General features: G+C 22.0%; 15 protein-coding genes. 2 read left to right on the top strand and 13 right to left on the bottom strand.

All coding sequences use genetic code 11. From position 1 onward, the window contains the following. Positions 1-33: 33 nt before the first annotated feature. On the bottom strand, positions 34-963 hold the full coding sequence (locus ACTCUI_RS00370; RefSeq protein ID WP_463430676.1) for a hypothetical protein: 930 nt from the start codon (positions 961-963) through the stop codon (positions 34-36). A 376-nt stretch (positions 964-1,339) separates the two neighbouring features. On the opposite strand from ACTCUI_RS00370, the gene ACTCUI_RS00365 reads away from it, so the two are divergent. Both ACTCUI_RS00365 and ACTCUI_RS00360 read left to right on the top strand, forming a co-directional pair. Further along, the gene (locus ACTCUI_RS00365) at positions 1,340-1,858 is read left to right on the top strand and encodes a DJ-1/PfpI family protein (RefSeq protein ID WP_463430674.1); all 519 of its coding nucleotides are present in this window, start codon (positions 1,340-1,342) and stop codon (positions 1,856-1,858) included. 559 nt (positions 1,859-2,417) lie between these two features. Next, positions 2,418-3,467: a GNAT family N-acetyltransferase gene (locus ACTCUI_RS00360; protein WP_463430672.1), complete on the top strand. Its 1,050-nt coding sequence runs from the start codon at positions 2,418-2,420 to the stop codon at positions 3,465-3,467. 6 nt (positions 3,468-3,473) lie between these two features. Here the strand turns inward: ACTCUI_RS00360 and citX are convergent, their stop codons facing one another. The 12 genes from citX to uvrB all read right to left on the bottom strand — a co-directional run bounded on the left by citX (position 3,474) and on the right by uvrB (position 16,073). After that, the gene (gene citX, locus ACTCUI_RS00355) at positions 3,474-4,016 is read right to left on the bottom strand and encodes a citrate lyase holo-[acyl-carrier protein] synthase (protein WP_463430670.1); all 543 of its coding nucleotides are present in this window, start codon (positions 4,014-4,016) and stop codon (positions 3,474-3,476) included. A gap of 29 nt (positions 4,017-4,045) precedes the next feature. Continuing rightward, positions 4,046-5,581, bottom strand: a complete 1,536-nt coding sequence (gene citF / locus ACTCUI_RS00350) for a citrate lyase subunit alpha (protein ID WP_463430668.1) — start codon at positions 5,579-5,581, stop codon at positions 4,046-4,048. Positions 5,582-5,638: 57 nt separating this feature from the next. Further along, a complete protein-coding gene (locus ACTCUI_RS00345; protein ID WP_463430666.1) occupies positions 5,639-6,523 on the bottom strand; it encodes an aldolase/citrate lyase family protein in 885 nt (294 codons plus the stop codon). Between the two features lie 20 nt (positions 6,524-6,543). Continuing rightward, positions 6,544-6,849 carry a citrate lyase acyl carrier protein gene (citD, locus tag ACTCUI_RS00340; RefSeq protein WP_463430664.1) on the bottom strand — a complete coding sequence of 102 codons (306 nt, stop codon included), beginning with the start codon at positions 6,847-6,849 and terminating at the stop codon, positions 6,544-6,546. After that, entirely contained in the window at positions 6,842-7,504 is a 663-nt protein-coding gene (locus ACTCUI_RS00335; RefSeq protein ID WP_463430662.1) for a bifunctional 4-hydroxy-2-oxoglutarate aldolase/2-dehydro-3-deoxy-phosphogluconate aldolase, read from the bottom strand. The genes citD and ACTCUI_RS00335 overlap by 8 nt, the downstream gene beginning before the upstream one ends. Before the next feature lie 148 nt (positions 7,505-7,652). Further along, a complete protein-coding gene (locus ACTCUI_RS00330) occupies positions 7,653-8,534 on the bottom strand; it encodes a triphosphoribosyl-dephospho-CoA synthase (protein ID WP_463430660.1) in 882 nt (293 codons plus the stop codon). A 24-nt stretch (positions 8,535-8,558) separates the two neighbouring features. Next, entirely contained in the window at positions 8,559-10,028 is a 1,470-nt protein-coding gene (locus ACTCUI_RS00325; RefSeq protein ID WP_463430658.1) for a 2-hydroxycarboxylate transporter family protein, read from the bottom strand. 429 nt (positions 10,029-10,457) lie between these two features. Next, a complete protein-coding gene (locus ACTCUI_RS00320; RefSeq protein ID WP_463430656.1) occupies positions 10,458-10,760 on the bottom strand; it encodes a thioredoxin family protein in 303 nt (100 codons plus the stop codon). Positions 10,761-10,889: 129 nt separating this feature from the next. Next, positions 10,890-11,825 carry an HD domain-containing protein gene (locus ACTCUI_RS00315; RefSeq protein ID WP_463430654.1) on the bottom strand — a complete coding sequence of 312 codons (936 nt, stop codon included), beginning with the start codon at positions 11,823-11,825 and terminating at the stop codon, positions 10,890-10,892. 37 nt (positions 11,826-11,862) lie between these two features. Then, positions 11,863-12,747, bottom strand: coding sequence for a CCA tRNA nucleotidyltransferase (locus tag ACTCUI_RS00310; protein WP_463430652.1), 885 nt, complete (start codon positions 12,745-12,747; stop codon positions 11,863-11,865). Positions 12,748-12,781: 34 nt separating this feature from the next. After that, positions 12,782-13,663, bottom strand: coding sequence for a DegV family protein (locus ACTCUI_RS00305; protein WP_463430650.1), 882 nt, complete (start codon positions 13,661-13,663; stop codon positions 12,782-12,784). A gap of 433 nt (positions 13,664-14,096) precedes the next feature. Then, positions 14,097-16,073 (bottom strand): excinuclease ABC subunit UvrB, encoded by a 1,977-nt coding sequence (uvrB, locus tag ACTCUI_RS00300; protein WP_463430648.1) that lies wholly within the window; start codon positions 16,071-16,073, stop codon positions 14,097-14,099. Between the last annotated feature and the right edge of the window lie 9 nt (positions 16,074-16,082).

Raw genomic sequence — 16,082 nt, 5'->3', positions numbered from 1 at the left:
GGATTGTTTTAAAAAAAAAAAAAAAAAAGAGTTTTATAAACTCTTTTTTAACAAAAATTTTTTATTTTCAATTTTTTGACAAAAATTATTTTTATTTTTCTTTTTCAAAAATATATAAATTAATATATAAAAAATTAAATTAAAAATTAATATAATAATTTGCCATTTTTTTATTTTTTTTTGCTCATTAAATAAAGTGATAATTTTATCATCATTATTATTCGACATTTGTTTTTTTTCTGCTGTATCTTTTCGGAATATTTCTATAAAAAAATTTTTTAATTTAATTTTTAATTTTTGACATTTTTCAGAAATATCTTGACAATAATGTATTACATACTCATATTGATTATTTGTATTTTCTCTATTATGCATATTATTATTGCTTTCCTCAACGATATCATTTGCTGCTTTTAATGTTGATTCGGATTTTTCTAATAAATAAATTATTGTGTTTTCTTGTGTTTTATTTCCTATTTCATTATTTATTTCTTTTTTTAAATTTATTGCTTTTTCTGTATCATAGAAAAAATCATTTGTTTTATCTATCATTCTATTGATTTCTGCAAATTCTTTTTTTGCTATTTCTCTATGAACTAAAGCTTTATATTTTTTGATATTAGTTATGCTTTTTTTATAATTTTGAAGAGAATTTTGTAATAAAGTATAAGTCTGTTCTAAAAGGGTTTCATTTGTTTCTGTTTGAAATTCTTTTTCTGCCGCTTTAAATTGACCTATAGCTGTATTTGAATCTTTTTCATTTTCTATCATTTTGATTGCTTCTGTTAATAAAATATTTTTATTAACAGAATCATCAACTTTATTTTTTATTGATTTAGCAATATTTAATTCTTTTTCGGCATCTTGTTTTATTTTGAAAATCTGTTCTCTTATTGAATTAATTTTTTCTTCTTCTTGTATTTTTATTCCTTTGATAGCGCTAAAAAAACTAATTAAGATCAAATATATAAAATAATATAATAAGAAGTAAAAATAAATTTTATTTTTTTGAAAATACTTTTTTTTTAATGATTGAATTTTTTATTCATTCTCTTTTCTATTCTTTTTATTTTATTTTTTATTTTAAAAAGATAAAAGTTAAAAAGGATATTTATATATTCAATAAATAAAAAATATCCAAATAATTATATCATATTTTTTCTTTAATTTTTATTTTATAAAAATAAAAAAAATATTAATAAAAGCAAAATTATAAAATTTTATTATATGCGAAGTTTATTATAAATAATGATAAAATAAATTTGGTCAATTTAATAGAGGTTAATTTTTTCTATTATTTTTTTGTTTTTAATAAAATGCCATAAAGAGGTTGTTTTTTATGAAAAAAGGATTAATGTTTTTATCTGATGGTTTTGAGGATTGCGAAGCTTTAGCTACAAGATCATTTTTAAGAAAAAAATTTTTAGATGTTAAAACTTTTACTTCTAATGTTTCTTTAAAAGTTTTATCTTCTCAAGAGCTTATGGTAATATCGGATTTATATATTGACGAAATTAAATTATCTGAATATGATTTTTTAATTATTCCGGGCGGTCCATATGTAAAAAAAATGTTAGATGACAATGATTTAAATTTAAATAAACTTTTCAAAATTATAAAATATTTTGCAGAAAATAAAAAAATTATTGGCGCTATTTGCGCTGCTCCTGCTTTTTTAGGTAAATTAAATTTATTAGAGAATCATAATTTTATTTGTTATCCTGGTTATGACAAATACATAAAAGGAAATTATTGCCCTTTAGAAAGAGCTATTACTAGCGATATTTTTATTACTTCTCGCTCTCCAGAAACAGTTTTTGATTTTGTTAATCATTTATTAAATAAAATTAAAAAATAAAATATTTTAGATCGTTATAAAGATGTTTTTTAATGAATTTGATAATATAAAAAAAGACTAGTTGAAAAAAACCATCCTCCTCCTAGTCTTTTTTTATATTTTTGATTTAATAATTCAATTTTTTAATGTTATATTGTTTTTTTGAACTAGAATTTGATGATAGTGTTTTTACGAAGAATTAATTATAAATATTTTTAATAAATAAATATTAATAATTAATTCAAATATCTAAAAAAATATTTGAAGCCTAAAAACTCAGTTTTATAATTTTCTAAATTTTCAACTAATTAACTTAGATAATTTTTTTAGATTAGATTAATTAGTTAGAATATATAATTTTCAAAAATTAATATAAACATTTATTAATTTCATAAAATATTCTATAAAAATTTTATTTTTTTTGGCGAATTATGGCTTTTTAAATTTAATATTTGATTTAAAATTTATATAAAATAAACATTAAAATGAAAATTAATATTTTATTTAAATGTTTATTTGATTATTAAATTAAATATTAAATTTAAATATTTAAAATAAAGAAAGGGTATAGCTTTTTATTATGTTTTTTCCAACGCCTAAAATTGTTTATCCTAACGATAATAAAGAAATTATTGCTAAAATAGAAAAACTTTTATGTGAAGAAAATTTAAAAAATGATTTTATAGAAGAATACGCGATTATTTTATCTGATGAAGATGAATTAATTGCTGTAATTGGTCGTTATTTAAATAATTTACGTTGCTTAGTGATAAAAAAAGAATATCGAAATTACAATTTAGCTAATATTTTAATAGATTTTATGATTAAAAGAATTTATAAAAATCATTTTAAAGAAATTTTTGTTTTTACTAAACCTATTAATTTCAAAATTTTTCAAAATTTAGGTTTTCGAATAATATATAATAATGATGAATTCGGTTTTTTAACAAATAGATTCGATCTTTTAAATAAATATTTAAAATATTTATTGAATGAAAAAGAAGATAAAGAGAATAGCAGTGTTATAGTTATGAATGCCAATCCTTTTACCAAAGGACATGAATATTTAATAAAAAAAGCTTGTGAAAATAGTTCTTTTGTTTATGTTATTATGGTTAGCGAAGAAGCATCATTATTTACATATAAAGAACGTTTAGATATGATCAAATTAGCTATTCAAAAATTTTCGAATGTTAAAATTTTAGAAGGAAGCAATTATTTAGTATCAAAAAATGTTTTCCCTTCTTATTTTTTACCTTCTAAAGAAGAAGTTGTTAAGCAACAAATAATTTTAGATTCATTTATTTTTGTTAATTATATAGTTCCTGCTTTAAATATAAAAAAAAGATTTGTAGGCGAAGAACCTTTTTCAATCACTACTAACTTATATAATCAAATTATGACAGAAGTATTTAAAACAAAAGAAATAGAATTAATTATAATACCAAGAAAAAAGTATCAAGACAAAAGTATTTCAGCGACTCAAGTAAGAAAATTATTTATTCAAGGTAATTTTGAAGAAATATCTCAATTAGTACCAACATCTAGTTTGAATTATTTAAAAAACTTAAATTATTCAAAATATAAAGAAAACAAAGAATTATTAAAATTAGTCGAAAAAAAATATTAATTTTTATTAAATTTGAATTTTATTGGACAAAAATTTTTTCATTTTCACTTTGATAAAAGTCAATAAATCTTTTAAATTATGGTTTTTTTCAATAGCACAAATTTTAGCCGCTTTATTACATAAAAAACATTTTCTTGGGGCTTGTTGCAAAAATTCTCTTTTTATATATTTATATTCTATATTAATTATGTCAATATCTACAAATATTAAAATAGTTTTTTTTTGTTCTAATTCAATTAATTTTTCTTTTGTAAATTTTAATAAATTTTCATCTCCGGTATTCAAAACTATATTTAAATAAATACCTGAATAATCTTTTAAAAATATTCGCTTTTGATTTAAATGTATAATGTTTAAATTTTTTAAAAAAGGTAGCAATAATTTATTAATTATTTTTTTTAAAAAAATATCATATAAAGGTTTATTTTTATTTTGGCCTGGAATATTTAAAGTTACAGTTATTAAACCTTTTTGATATTTTTTTAAAATTTTTTTTTGCTTTAGATATCTTATCTCTCTAGACTTTAAAATATTATTTTTTAAATCCATATTATTTTCGATCGAATATATATTTAATTTTATAAAATGAATGGTTTTACTTTATAAATAACATCTGTTAAAGTTTTATCACGGTATTCAACTAAAGCAACAATTTTGTTTTTATCATAATCTATTGGTTCAGGTTCGCCGGTAATTTTATATGCTAAATCACTTAAATATTCTATACTTGTCAAAGGAACTTGAGCATCAGTCAAAATTTGAATTAAATCTTTTCTTAAAGGATTCACAGCTATACCTATATCAGTAACCACAATATCAATTGTATTACCTGGAGTTACTATTGTATTAACTTTATTTGTTATAGAAGGGATTCTACCTCTTATTAATGGAAGAGCTACTATAGAAATATCACTACCAAAAGCCACATCAGAATGACCTCCCGAAGCCCCCCTTATATAACCATCAGAACCAGTTAAAACATTGCAATTAAAATTAATATCTATTTCTAAAGCACTTAATATTCCGAAATTTAACTTATTAACGGCACAGCCTTTAATAAAAGGATTTGCATAAAAAGAAGCAGATATTTCTAAATGTTTTTCATAATTTTCTCTGATAGATTTTATAGCACCTAAGTCAAACGATTGAACATCTAATAATTTATCCACTAATTCTTGTTTTAAGAATTCCACTTCTGATTGAACAATACCACCTAGAAAAAAAGAAGCTTTAATATTTTTTTTCAACATTTCTTCTTTCAATATCATTAAAGATGCTTGTGAAGCGCCACCTGTTCCAGTTTGAAAAGAAAAGCCATTTTTAAAGTAAGGAGTGTTTTTAATTACTTTAATAATATTGTTAGCTATTTTCATTTCTTTTGGATTAAAAACATTATGAATTTCTCCTGATGCAATTTTAGAAGAATCACCAATACGATCTACTTTTACAACAAAATCAACATAGATTTGAGGAATAGAAATAGGACTGTTCGGGTAAGAAACTAAATTATCGGTTATAATAATTACTTTATTAGCATATTGTGCATCAACCAAAGCGTAACCTAAAGAACCAACAGAAGAAAGACCTTTTTGATTACTACCATTAGCATTACCCATTTCATCACTGCTAGAAGCTGCTAAAAAAGCTATATCAATTTTAGAATCTCCATTTGCAATAGCTCTTGCTCTTCCTCCATGAGAACGTATAATCGCTGGTTTTTTCAAAATCCCTTCTGAAACTAAATCTCCTAATTTGCCTCTCAAACCTGATCCTTCTAAACCAGTAACTATTCCTTTTTTAATATATTCAACAAAACATTCGTGGGCTCTAGTAAAAGAAGAAGCAGACACAGTCAAATCTTTTATATTTAATTTATCAATGATTTTCATAACCTGTTCAACTGTTTGATCTCCGTGTCTAAAATGATGATGAAAAGAAATAGTCATACCATTTTTTAAACCACTTTTTATAATCGCTTCTTCTAAAGAAGGAATTATTTTAGTTTTTTCTATTCTGCCTGACGAAGATTTATTTTCTTGAGAAGCCAAATTTTTATATTCTAAATTATAATTTTGTTTAATTTTATTTAAAACTTCATTATCTATATTTTTCATAATTTCATTTTAACCTTTATTTATATTTTTTTATTTTTCTTTTTTTAATAATATTCATTAAATTAAAGGGTTTTTTATATTTGCTCTCATTAAAATATTTTCTGCATGTTGTATAACAGGTTTATCTATCATTTGTCCTTCTATAGAAAATACACCTTTATTAGATTGTTTGTGTTCTTTGTATGCATGTAAAATTTTTAAAGATTCAGATATTTCTTTTTTATCGGGAGCAAAAATATTATTAATAATAGGTAATTGATTAGGATGAATAGCTGATTTACCATTAAATCCCAATTCTTTTGCAAATTGAGTTTCTTGGGCTAAGCATTTTAAATCTTGAACATTGCTATAAACACAATCAAAAGCATCAATATTAGCGGCTCTAGCAGCATGAACAATCATTTGACGTGCAAACAATAATTCATGTCTTGAATTTGTTTTTACAGCTTGTAAATTTAATAAATAATCAATTCCGCCTAAAGCAATTCCAACAACTCTTTTGGACGAAGTCGCTATTTCATAAGCGTTTAAAATACCTTTTGCACTTTCTAGTGCGCAAAATAATTTAATTTCTTCTTTTCTATTAAATTGTTTTTCTAATTTTTCTATATCACTTATAATTTTTAAAACATCTTCTTTGGTTTCTATTTTAGGCAAACGCAATATATTTGTTTTAGATTCTGATACCATAACTTTTAAATCTTCTTCGTAAAACATTGTATCAAAATGATTAATTCTGACAGCTACCTCGATATTGTATTGATTATAATCAAAAAAATTAATCATATTTTTAGTTAATTCTCTAGCAGAATCTTTTTCTTCAACACTGATAGAATCTTCTAAATCAAACATTACAGTATCAACTTCATAAGAAATAACATCTTTAAATAAAGAAGAAGTATTACCCGGAACAAATAACATAGTTTTTCTATTTTTTTTCATTTTGCCCATTTCTCTCTCTATTAACTTTTTTTATTATTTTCTTTTTTCATTCTATCTAAAGCTGTAACAATTCTAGATTTTATAACTTCATCAATTGCACCTTGATCTTGGATTATTAAATTACAAGATGAAATCTTTCTTTCTTCAAGAATATCTAAAGATAATTTTTTTATTCTTTTCCCGAATTGACGAATAAAAGGAGATTCTATTGAAATATTTATTTTATTTTCTTTATTAGGTTCAATAGTTACTAAACAATCACTTGATGCTAAAGATCCACAAAATACTATTTGATCAGAATTGATATTTTCATAATTATTACTCATTTAAAGATCTACCTCTTTTTTGAATTATTTTTTGAATAATTTGTACATATTTAGATGCTAAATTAGATATTATTTTTTCATCTACTATATCAGAAATACCACCTAAAATACCAGTAATACCTACAGCTAAAATACCAGCATCAAAATAATTTTCAATATTATTTAAATTAATTCCTCCAGTTGCTAATATTTTAAAATTAGGAAAAGGACTTTTTATTAATTTTAAAGTTTCTGGGGTTAAAGAAACAGCAGGATAAAATTTAAATATTTGTGCTCCGCTTTGAGTAACATGATACATTTCGTTAACAGTCATAACACCTGGTATGTATAAAATATCATTATCTAAAGACCATTTTAAAATTTCTTCATTATAAACAGGAGATACTAAATATTTAGCTCCTTTTTCTATAGATTTTTTTGCTTCTTCTAAAGTTAAAACAGTTCCTGCGCCAATATAAGCTTTAGGATATTTTTTACTATTTTCTTTGATTAATTCATAAGCATTAGGAACAGTTAAAGTTATTTCTGCAAAAAGAAAACCATTTTCTAATGTATTCTTTAATACTTTTTGAGCATCTTTATAAGTTTTAGTTCTTACAATAACACTTAGAGGATTTAAACTTAATTGTTTTATATGTTTTTTAATATTTTCCATTCTAAAACGACCTTTTTTTTATTTTTGAAATTAAAAATTTAAAAAAATACTAAACAAAAAAAGTAAGAATTTTGATAACTTTTTAAAAAAATGTTGATATAATTTTAAAAATTTCTGTTTTTTTTATAAAAGAGGATGTTTATTGCATTTAATTATAAAAATAGAATAAAAATAAAGTTATGACAGAAAGATCAGCGCATCCTCCAGGCGATATATTTTCTTTTTTGTAAAAATTATTGTGTTTTATGATTTTTTTTAAAAACAATTCAAAATTTATGTTTTCTAAAATATCAATTAATTGTCGAAAATTTTCTTTTATTTCTTGATTTTTTTTATAACCTATTTTAGAAATTAAAGTAGTATCATTAATTTCTTTTAAATAAAAAATTAATAAACATAAATATAATTCGTTTTTTTTTAAATTAGGATATTTATCGCAACATTTTTTTAAAAAAGGTAAACCTTTGGCAAAAATGTTGTGATATCCTGATAAAGCTTCTCCACGAGCTCCTAATATGCCATAGTCTTGGAATATTTTTTCACCTTTAGTTTTGTTTCGAAAAAATAAAAAATCATTTTCTAAAGGTTTTGTAAATTTTTTGATTTTATCGCTCCAACAAGAAAAATCAATATTATTAATTAAACTATAAAAAGTTATATAAAAAACTATACCAAAAGAAAAAATTAATCCTTTGTGAGTATTTATATTATTAGTAGCGCGAAACATTCTTTTTTCTTGTTTAATACCTAATTGTCTTAATTTATTAAAGTTGAGTTCTTTCAAATTGATGCATAAATCACTTATTTCTTCAAAATAATCATAAAAAGTATCTTTAGAACTTAAAAAAGTTTCGATATTCATATCCAAATGACAACCAGAATCTCGAAAAGAAACAAGTCCTAAAGATGGATAACATAATAATTCTGTTTCTATTGAATTGATTGCTATATCTATTAGAAAATGTTTTATTTTGTTTTTATCAAACAAATCAATTCGAGATTTATTTTTTGAATCAATTGAATATTTCATAATATTTAATATTTTTTAATTTTTTTAGACTAATTTATAAAAAATAGGGAAAATAATGCTGGCAACAATAACAATAATATCTCCACCTATACGAGTAGATATTTGAGCAAAAGGCATTAATTGTTTTGAATCAGAAGCTTCTAAAATAGCTAGATTACCCGCACCACCGATACTATTAGCGCAAAGTCCAGCAGAAATAGAAGATTGAACAGGATAATAACCCATTTTATTACCTAGAAAAGCGGCAGCTGAAGCTGTAGTAATAACACAACATAAACAAGTTATTATAAAAGGTAATTCTTGACATTTATTTATGAATGTATTAAAATTAAGTCCTATACCAACTATAATTAACATAGCATCTGAAAAATGTGTTGTTACAAATTTAGAAGCTTGATTAACTCTTTCAACATAATAAGAAGGAATTAAATCAGACAATTTTAATAAGAAAATAATTAATACTAAAAAAACAATAACTGGTGGAACCAAATTAGATGCATTTTTTAATACACTTTGTAATAAAAGAACAGTTGAATATCTTAATAAGGAACTTAAAATGTATAAAGCAAAAACAATGATGAAACCAGTTTTTATCTTATCATCACTAATATTTTCTTCTTTAGATTCTGTTTTTTTTATGTTAGTATTTTTATTTTCAAACAATATTTCTTTTTCAAGTTGTCCTGTAGGCGAATTATATTTACTGTTTTTAAAAAAAGTTTTAATTAATCCACTTACAATAACACTCATAATACCTCCAACTATTAAGGAAGGCATAATAATTGATGAAAATTTTTCTTCAAACGCAGCATTACCTTGACTCATTATTTTTGTAAGAGGAACTATTCCACATGTTATTCCCCCACAAGAAATAGGAATAAAAATAAAACAAATAGCATTTACAAATGAACGATCTGGACTAATTCCAGGTATACCTAAATCTTTTATAGGTTTCAATAAAAAACCTATTGTCCCAACTACTGAAGCAGATATAAATAAAGAAATGACAACTAATGGTAAAAATTTTTTAATAGCATTTTTTAAAACATTTTTATTAATACTTAAAAGGCTACCAGCCACTAAAAAAGCAACAAAAAATTGAGAAAAAGCCATCAAACCATCTTGATTAACAAAATTTCTATTATCTTTAAATATTTTTGTGAATCGAGTCCACTCGCTAGATTTTATTATTGGAAAGGTAAAAATAAACGAAGGAACAAGTAAACATAAAATAGCTCCACCACCTATGTTTCGTAAGATAGGAGTATTTTTTCCTATTGCTTTGAATATACCACTCAAAACCATTGAAAATAATAATATACATATCATTTTATGCCATATTTGAGGATTAAAGTCTTCTTGTTTTGTTTCGGTTAGTGTGATTCTTTCACGGAAACCTAAATAAGCCGTGATACAAAATATAAATAAAATACCAAAAATTATATGAATAGGCAAACCTAAAATATTAATTTTTTTATTTTTATTATCTGTCATAATAATTTCTATAAATAACCCATCTTTCTAAAATTTTTTTCCATATTAAATTGAATTCAATAACATTTATTTAGTTTCATTTATAATTTGAATTCCATTTATTATTATATTAACAATGTATACAAATATGTTAGATTTTGTTACAAGTAAATTTTATTTTTTTTTATTAAATTTATTATTTTGTAAAATTAAATTTTTTTATAAGAAAGTTATTATTTTTTTGAATAATTTATTTTTTTTTATTTTCTTAAATTGATAAAATGATAATTAATAATAATTTTTATTTTTTTCAATAAACATTATTTTTGATTTATTTTAATTAAAAAATTTTAAAATTATTTTTTTATAATTCCGAAATATTTTTTTATAATTTATTAATTTTTTTATCTTAATAATGGTAGTTTTTAAAAAAGGCATCAAAAAAATAAATTACTTAACAAAAGATATTAATTCTTCTTTTGAACAATAACCTATTTTTCTTTTTATTTCTTTCCCATCTTTAAATAAAATTAAAGTAGGAAAACTTTTAATATTATATTGATTCATATAATCAGGATATAAATCACCATCGATTTTGATTAATTCTATGTTTGGATTTTCTTGAGAAAAAACGTCTAAAATTGGCATTAATTTTTGACAAGGTCCACACCAAGAGGCAAAAAAATCAATTAAAATTGTTTTTTTTTGATTAATTATAAAGCCTAAATCTATATTTTTTTTATTTTTGTACATTGTAAATTCTCTAAAAAACCTTTCTTTATATATTTTGGGGAAAAGCAATAATTTTTGATTATTTTTTATTATATTTTTCGGAATAATTAAAATTATTTTACGAAGAAAATTAAAAATTTACGAAGAAAATTATAAATCAGGATTATAAAAAGATTTACCATTTATAACAGATAAATTTTCGGTAAATTCTCCTTTCTTAGTTTGTTCTATTTTTTCATTTAAAGCGTGAAATTTAGAATCTATATCGTCTAAATACCACAATAAAAGAGCTTCTCCAGTTTTAGGTTCTTTTGATGAACCATATTTCAACAAACCATGGTGAGAAATTAATAAATGTTTCAAAAGCAAAATTTCTTCTGTATTTTGTAAACCTAATAAAAGAGCTTCTTCATGAATATTATTAACTCCCAAAATTAAATGCCCTAATAAAATTCCTTCTTTTGTATAACTTTTAGATAAAAAATTAAATTCTGATATTTTAGCCATATCATGTAAAATGATACCACAAGTTAAAAGATCTTTATTCAAAAAAGGATATATTTCAGTATAATGTTTAGATATTTTTAACATATTAAGAGTATGATATCCTAAACCTCCATAGAAATCATGATGCATTTTACAAGCTGCTGGTGAAATTAAAAAAAATATTTTATTTTTGGAATATAAACTATGAGTTATTTTTTTTAAAACAGGATTTTGAACATTAGATGAAAACATAGTTATTTGTTCATCCATCATATCAAACGAAACAGGTGAACATTTGAAAAAATGATTATAATAATAATATATTTGTTTTAAATCTAAAATTTCTTCTATTATATTAAATTTTATACATGTTAAAAATTTTTTTTCTTTTTTTGTTTTGTATTCTGTTTCAAATAAGTATATTTTTTCTTTTTCAGGTGTTTCAAAAGAAGAATCTAATTTAATATTAATATTAAAATTTTCTGTTAATAAAAGATCAACATTAAAAAAATTTTCTCCTTTATTAATGCTAGTTATTTTTCCTACAAAAGACATTTTTTTATTTATTTGTTTATCTTTTAAAAATAAAGTTTGATTCATATTTTGTTACCTCTTTTTGCAAGAATATAATTTTGATTCATATGAAATAATCAATTTTTTTATTGTTGTAATATAACAACATTAATTTTTGAAATCTTTTTTTTTCTTCTTTATTGAAAACAAAAGAATTTATTATGTTAGGATTCAAAATAAAAGACAAATCTAAAAAAAATTCTGGAGTTATTTTTTTAATTTTTTTTTCAATTACAAAAAGAATTCCTTCTTTAAATTCTTTTAAAAAAGAAATAGCATTAGTCTCTTTTAAAGATAAAAAAGCTTTTTGAAAAAACTTTTGTTTTGTTATTTTTTTTAATTCTCTAATAATCTCATGAGGTTTTATATTGGTTATTAAAAAAATATTATTTGTTAAAGTTTTTTTAGTTTCTTTTTCTATTTCGAAATTAGTTTTAGCTTGAAGATGAAAAATACGCATCATTCTCAAAGCGTCTTCTGTTAATTTTGTATAAGGATCTCCGATAGTTTTTATTTTTTTTTGTTTTAGGTCATCTAAACCCTTTAAATAATCAATAATTTCGTTTTTTTCATTCATTAAGAAACTATTAATAGTAAAATCACGCCTTTTTAAATCTTTTTTAATATCTTTGATAAATTCGATATAAGAAGGGTTTCTGTGATTCAAATAAGGCCCTTCTTTTCTATAAGTAGTAACTTCAAATTTTTCTTTTTCAAAAATAATTTCAAAAGAACCATATTTTATATTTTTCTTTTTACAAAATAAAAATTGCTTTATTTCTTCATAATGAGCATTAGTAGTTATATCAATATCTTCTATAGGTTTTTGTAAAATTATATCTCTAACTGTTCCGCCTACAATAAAAGCTTCAAATCCTTTTTGTTTTATTTTTTTTAATATTTTTTGTGCTTTTTGGATTTTGATTTTTTCTTGATTACAATTTTTCATCAAAAAAATTATACCTTTTTAATTCATTTTTGTATTAAGATTTCAAAATTATTATTCCAACTCCTAAAGCATTATCTCCTATATGAGCACCAATGGAAGGAGTTGAAGGTATTTCTACAATATTCTTTAAATTAAATTCTTTTTCTAAAAGCGTTTTAAATTTTTCTTTAAAAGAAGTATGGCCAGCAGTTAAAAGATGAATTAAAAATTTTTTATTAGCCGTATATTTTTTAATTTTATTCAAAATAGAAGCAAAAACTTTATCTATAGTTATTCTTTTTTCAATTAAAATAATTTCTCCTTTATCATTAACTTGTAGAATAGGTTTAATTCTTAACAATCTACCTAAAAAACCCTTTGTTTTGCTTAAACGGCCATTTCTAATTAGTTGTTGTAAAGAACCTACTATAAAAAAAATAGTATTATTTTGTTTTATAAAATCTAAATGTTGGATAACTTCTTCTATAGAAGCTCCTTGATCAAATAAACGCCTCGCTTCTAAAGCAAAATATCCTTCAGAAAAACAAACAGTATTAGTGTTGTAAACGATTATGTTTATTTTATCTTTTAATTGTTTTTGTACTTGGCAAATAGTATTATAACTACCGCTTAATTTTTTAGAAAGAGTCGTTACAAAAGCTGTTTGATAGCCTTGTTCTGCTATATCATTAAAATAACAAAATAATTCACCGATAGGAGGTTGAGATGTTTTAATATCTAAATTATTATTTTTACTTAAAATATTATAAAAATCTTTAGTTTCAATAGTTTTGCCATCAATATATTCTTGTTTATTTATATAAATTCTAATTCTAACTAGATCAATATCTCCGATATCATACAAACAATGATCTAAACAACTGGTAGATGTCGAAACTACTTTTATATTTTTGTTTTTTTTATTTATTTTATTCATTTATTATCTGATCTTTATTTTCGATTATATATAAATTGTCATCAATATTTTGATACAATCAAATATTTTTATTTTATATAAATATTTATTATTATAACAAATTTCAATTCATAATATTTAATTTTTAATTTTAGAGACTATATCATAGGATCTTTGCTTTATTATAAATTTTTTTATTTTATGTTTGAAATCATTTATTTAAAATAATTTACAAATTTTTATAATAGCGCGATCTTTTTTATTATCTTTTTTTCCTTATTTATTTCATGAAAGCAAAAACAGTCTAACTTGTAATATTAATAAAAAAATATTTTCAAAATTGATTATATTTTTAAATATTTAAAATTTGGGACCTATTTTATGATTAACGATATTATTAAATTTGGATTTTTTTGTATTTGTTTATGTACAAAAAAATTTTATTTTTTTAACACTAAATTTCATTTTTATTTTTTTCATTTTCTAATTTTATAATTAAATTTCTATAAAAAACTGCTTTTTCAAAATCTAATTTTTTAGAAGCTTTTGTCATTAATTTTTTAAGTTCTTTTAAATTATAATTTTTGTGAGATTTATTATTATCAAATAATAAAGATTCTATTTTTTCGTTTTTATCTTTATTAATGTCTGTTGTTTGTTTTTTATTTTTATGAATAACAGATGGTATAAGATTATTCTTTGAGTTATAATTTTTTTGTATGCGACGGCGGCGTAGTGTTTCTTTAATAGCTATTTTCATAGCAGTTGTCATTTCATCTCCGTACATGATAACTTTTCCTTTAGTATTTCTTGCCGCTCTACCTATGGTTTGGATTAAACTTTTTTCACTTCTTAAAAAACCTGTTTTATCAGCATCTAAAATAGCTACCAAAGAAACTTCCGGCAAATCCAATCCTTCTCTTAATAAATTTACACCAATTAAACAGTCATAAATACCTGATCTAAGTTTTTTTAAAATAATCATTCTTTCAAGAGATTTTATTTCACTATGTAAATAAGTTGCTTTAATCCCTATTTTTTTTAGATAATTAGTTAACTCTTCACTCATATTGATAGTTATTGTTGTGACCAAAGTTCTTTCATTTTTTTTTGCTCTTTTTTTTATTTCAAAATATAAATCTTCAATTTGGTTTTTGGTAGGTCTCACTTCTATTTCTGGATCTAAAATAAAAGTGGGTCTAATAATTTGTTCTATAATAGGAATTTTTTTTTCGAGTTCATAATCTCCTGGAGTGGCCGATAAATAAATTACTTTGTCTAATTTTTTTTCAAATTCAGAAAACATTAGAGGTCTATTATCTAAAGCACTAGGCAAACAAAAACCATAATTTACTAAATTTTGTTTTCTAGAATGATCGCCAGCATACATTCCTTTAATTTGAGGGATGGTAACATGGGATTCATCAATAATAGTTAAAAAATTTTTATTAAAATAATCAATTAAAGTTGTAGGGGTTTCTCCTTTTTTTTTCAGAGATAAATGACGAGAATAGTTTTCAATACCGTTGCAATAACCTATTTGTTGCAACATTTCGATATCATTTGTTATTCTTTTTTTAAGATTTTGCATTTCTACTAATTTATCTTTTTCTTTAAAATGTTGAATACGTTCATTTAATTCTGTTTGAATTCTTTTAATAGTTTCTTTTATTTTTTGTTTATTCGCTATATAAAGAGAAGCTGGAAAAATAGTTATATTGTTTAAATTTTTGATTATATCTCCTTTTGAAATATTAAAAATTTGTATTTGTTCAATTTCTTCGTTATCAAATATAATTCTGATACCTTTTTTATTTTCTGAAGATAAAATAATTTCTAAATTATTACCTCTAATTCTAAAAGTACTTCTGTCAAATTCAACATCATTTCTTTTGTATTGCATTTCTACTAATTGTTTTGATATATCTTTTAAAGAATAAGTTTGTTTTTTTTCTAAATAAAGAACAGATAATTTATAATCATTTATATCTCCGATACCATAAATACAAGATACAGAGGAAATAACAATAACTTTTTGGCCATAAATCAAAGAATTAATTGTTCTATGACGTAATTGATCTATTTCTCCATTTATTTTAGATGTTTTTTTAATATAAGTATCGCTAGAAACAACATAAGCTTCTGGTTGGTAATAATCATAATAAGAAATAAAATATTCTATTTTGTTTTCAGGAAATATTTCTTTTAGTTCGTTATATAATTGCCCCGCCAAAGTTTTATTATGAACGATAATTAAAGTGTTTTGATTTAATTTTTGGATTACATTGGCTATGGTAAAAGTTTTTCCTGTGCCTGTAGCACCTAAAATAATTTGTTCTTTGATCTGTTTTCGAAAGTTAGAAAGTATTTTTTCGATAGCTATAGGTTGATCACCGCTTGGTTTGTATAAAGTTTTAATCTTGAATGTCATATAATTTTG

This window comes from Brinjal little leaf phytoplasma, from assembly GCF_978563805.1.
The sequence above is the reverse complement of the archived record's forward strand: the minus strand, read 5'-3'. Positions and strand labels throughout refer to the sequence as shown.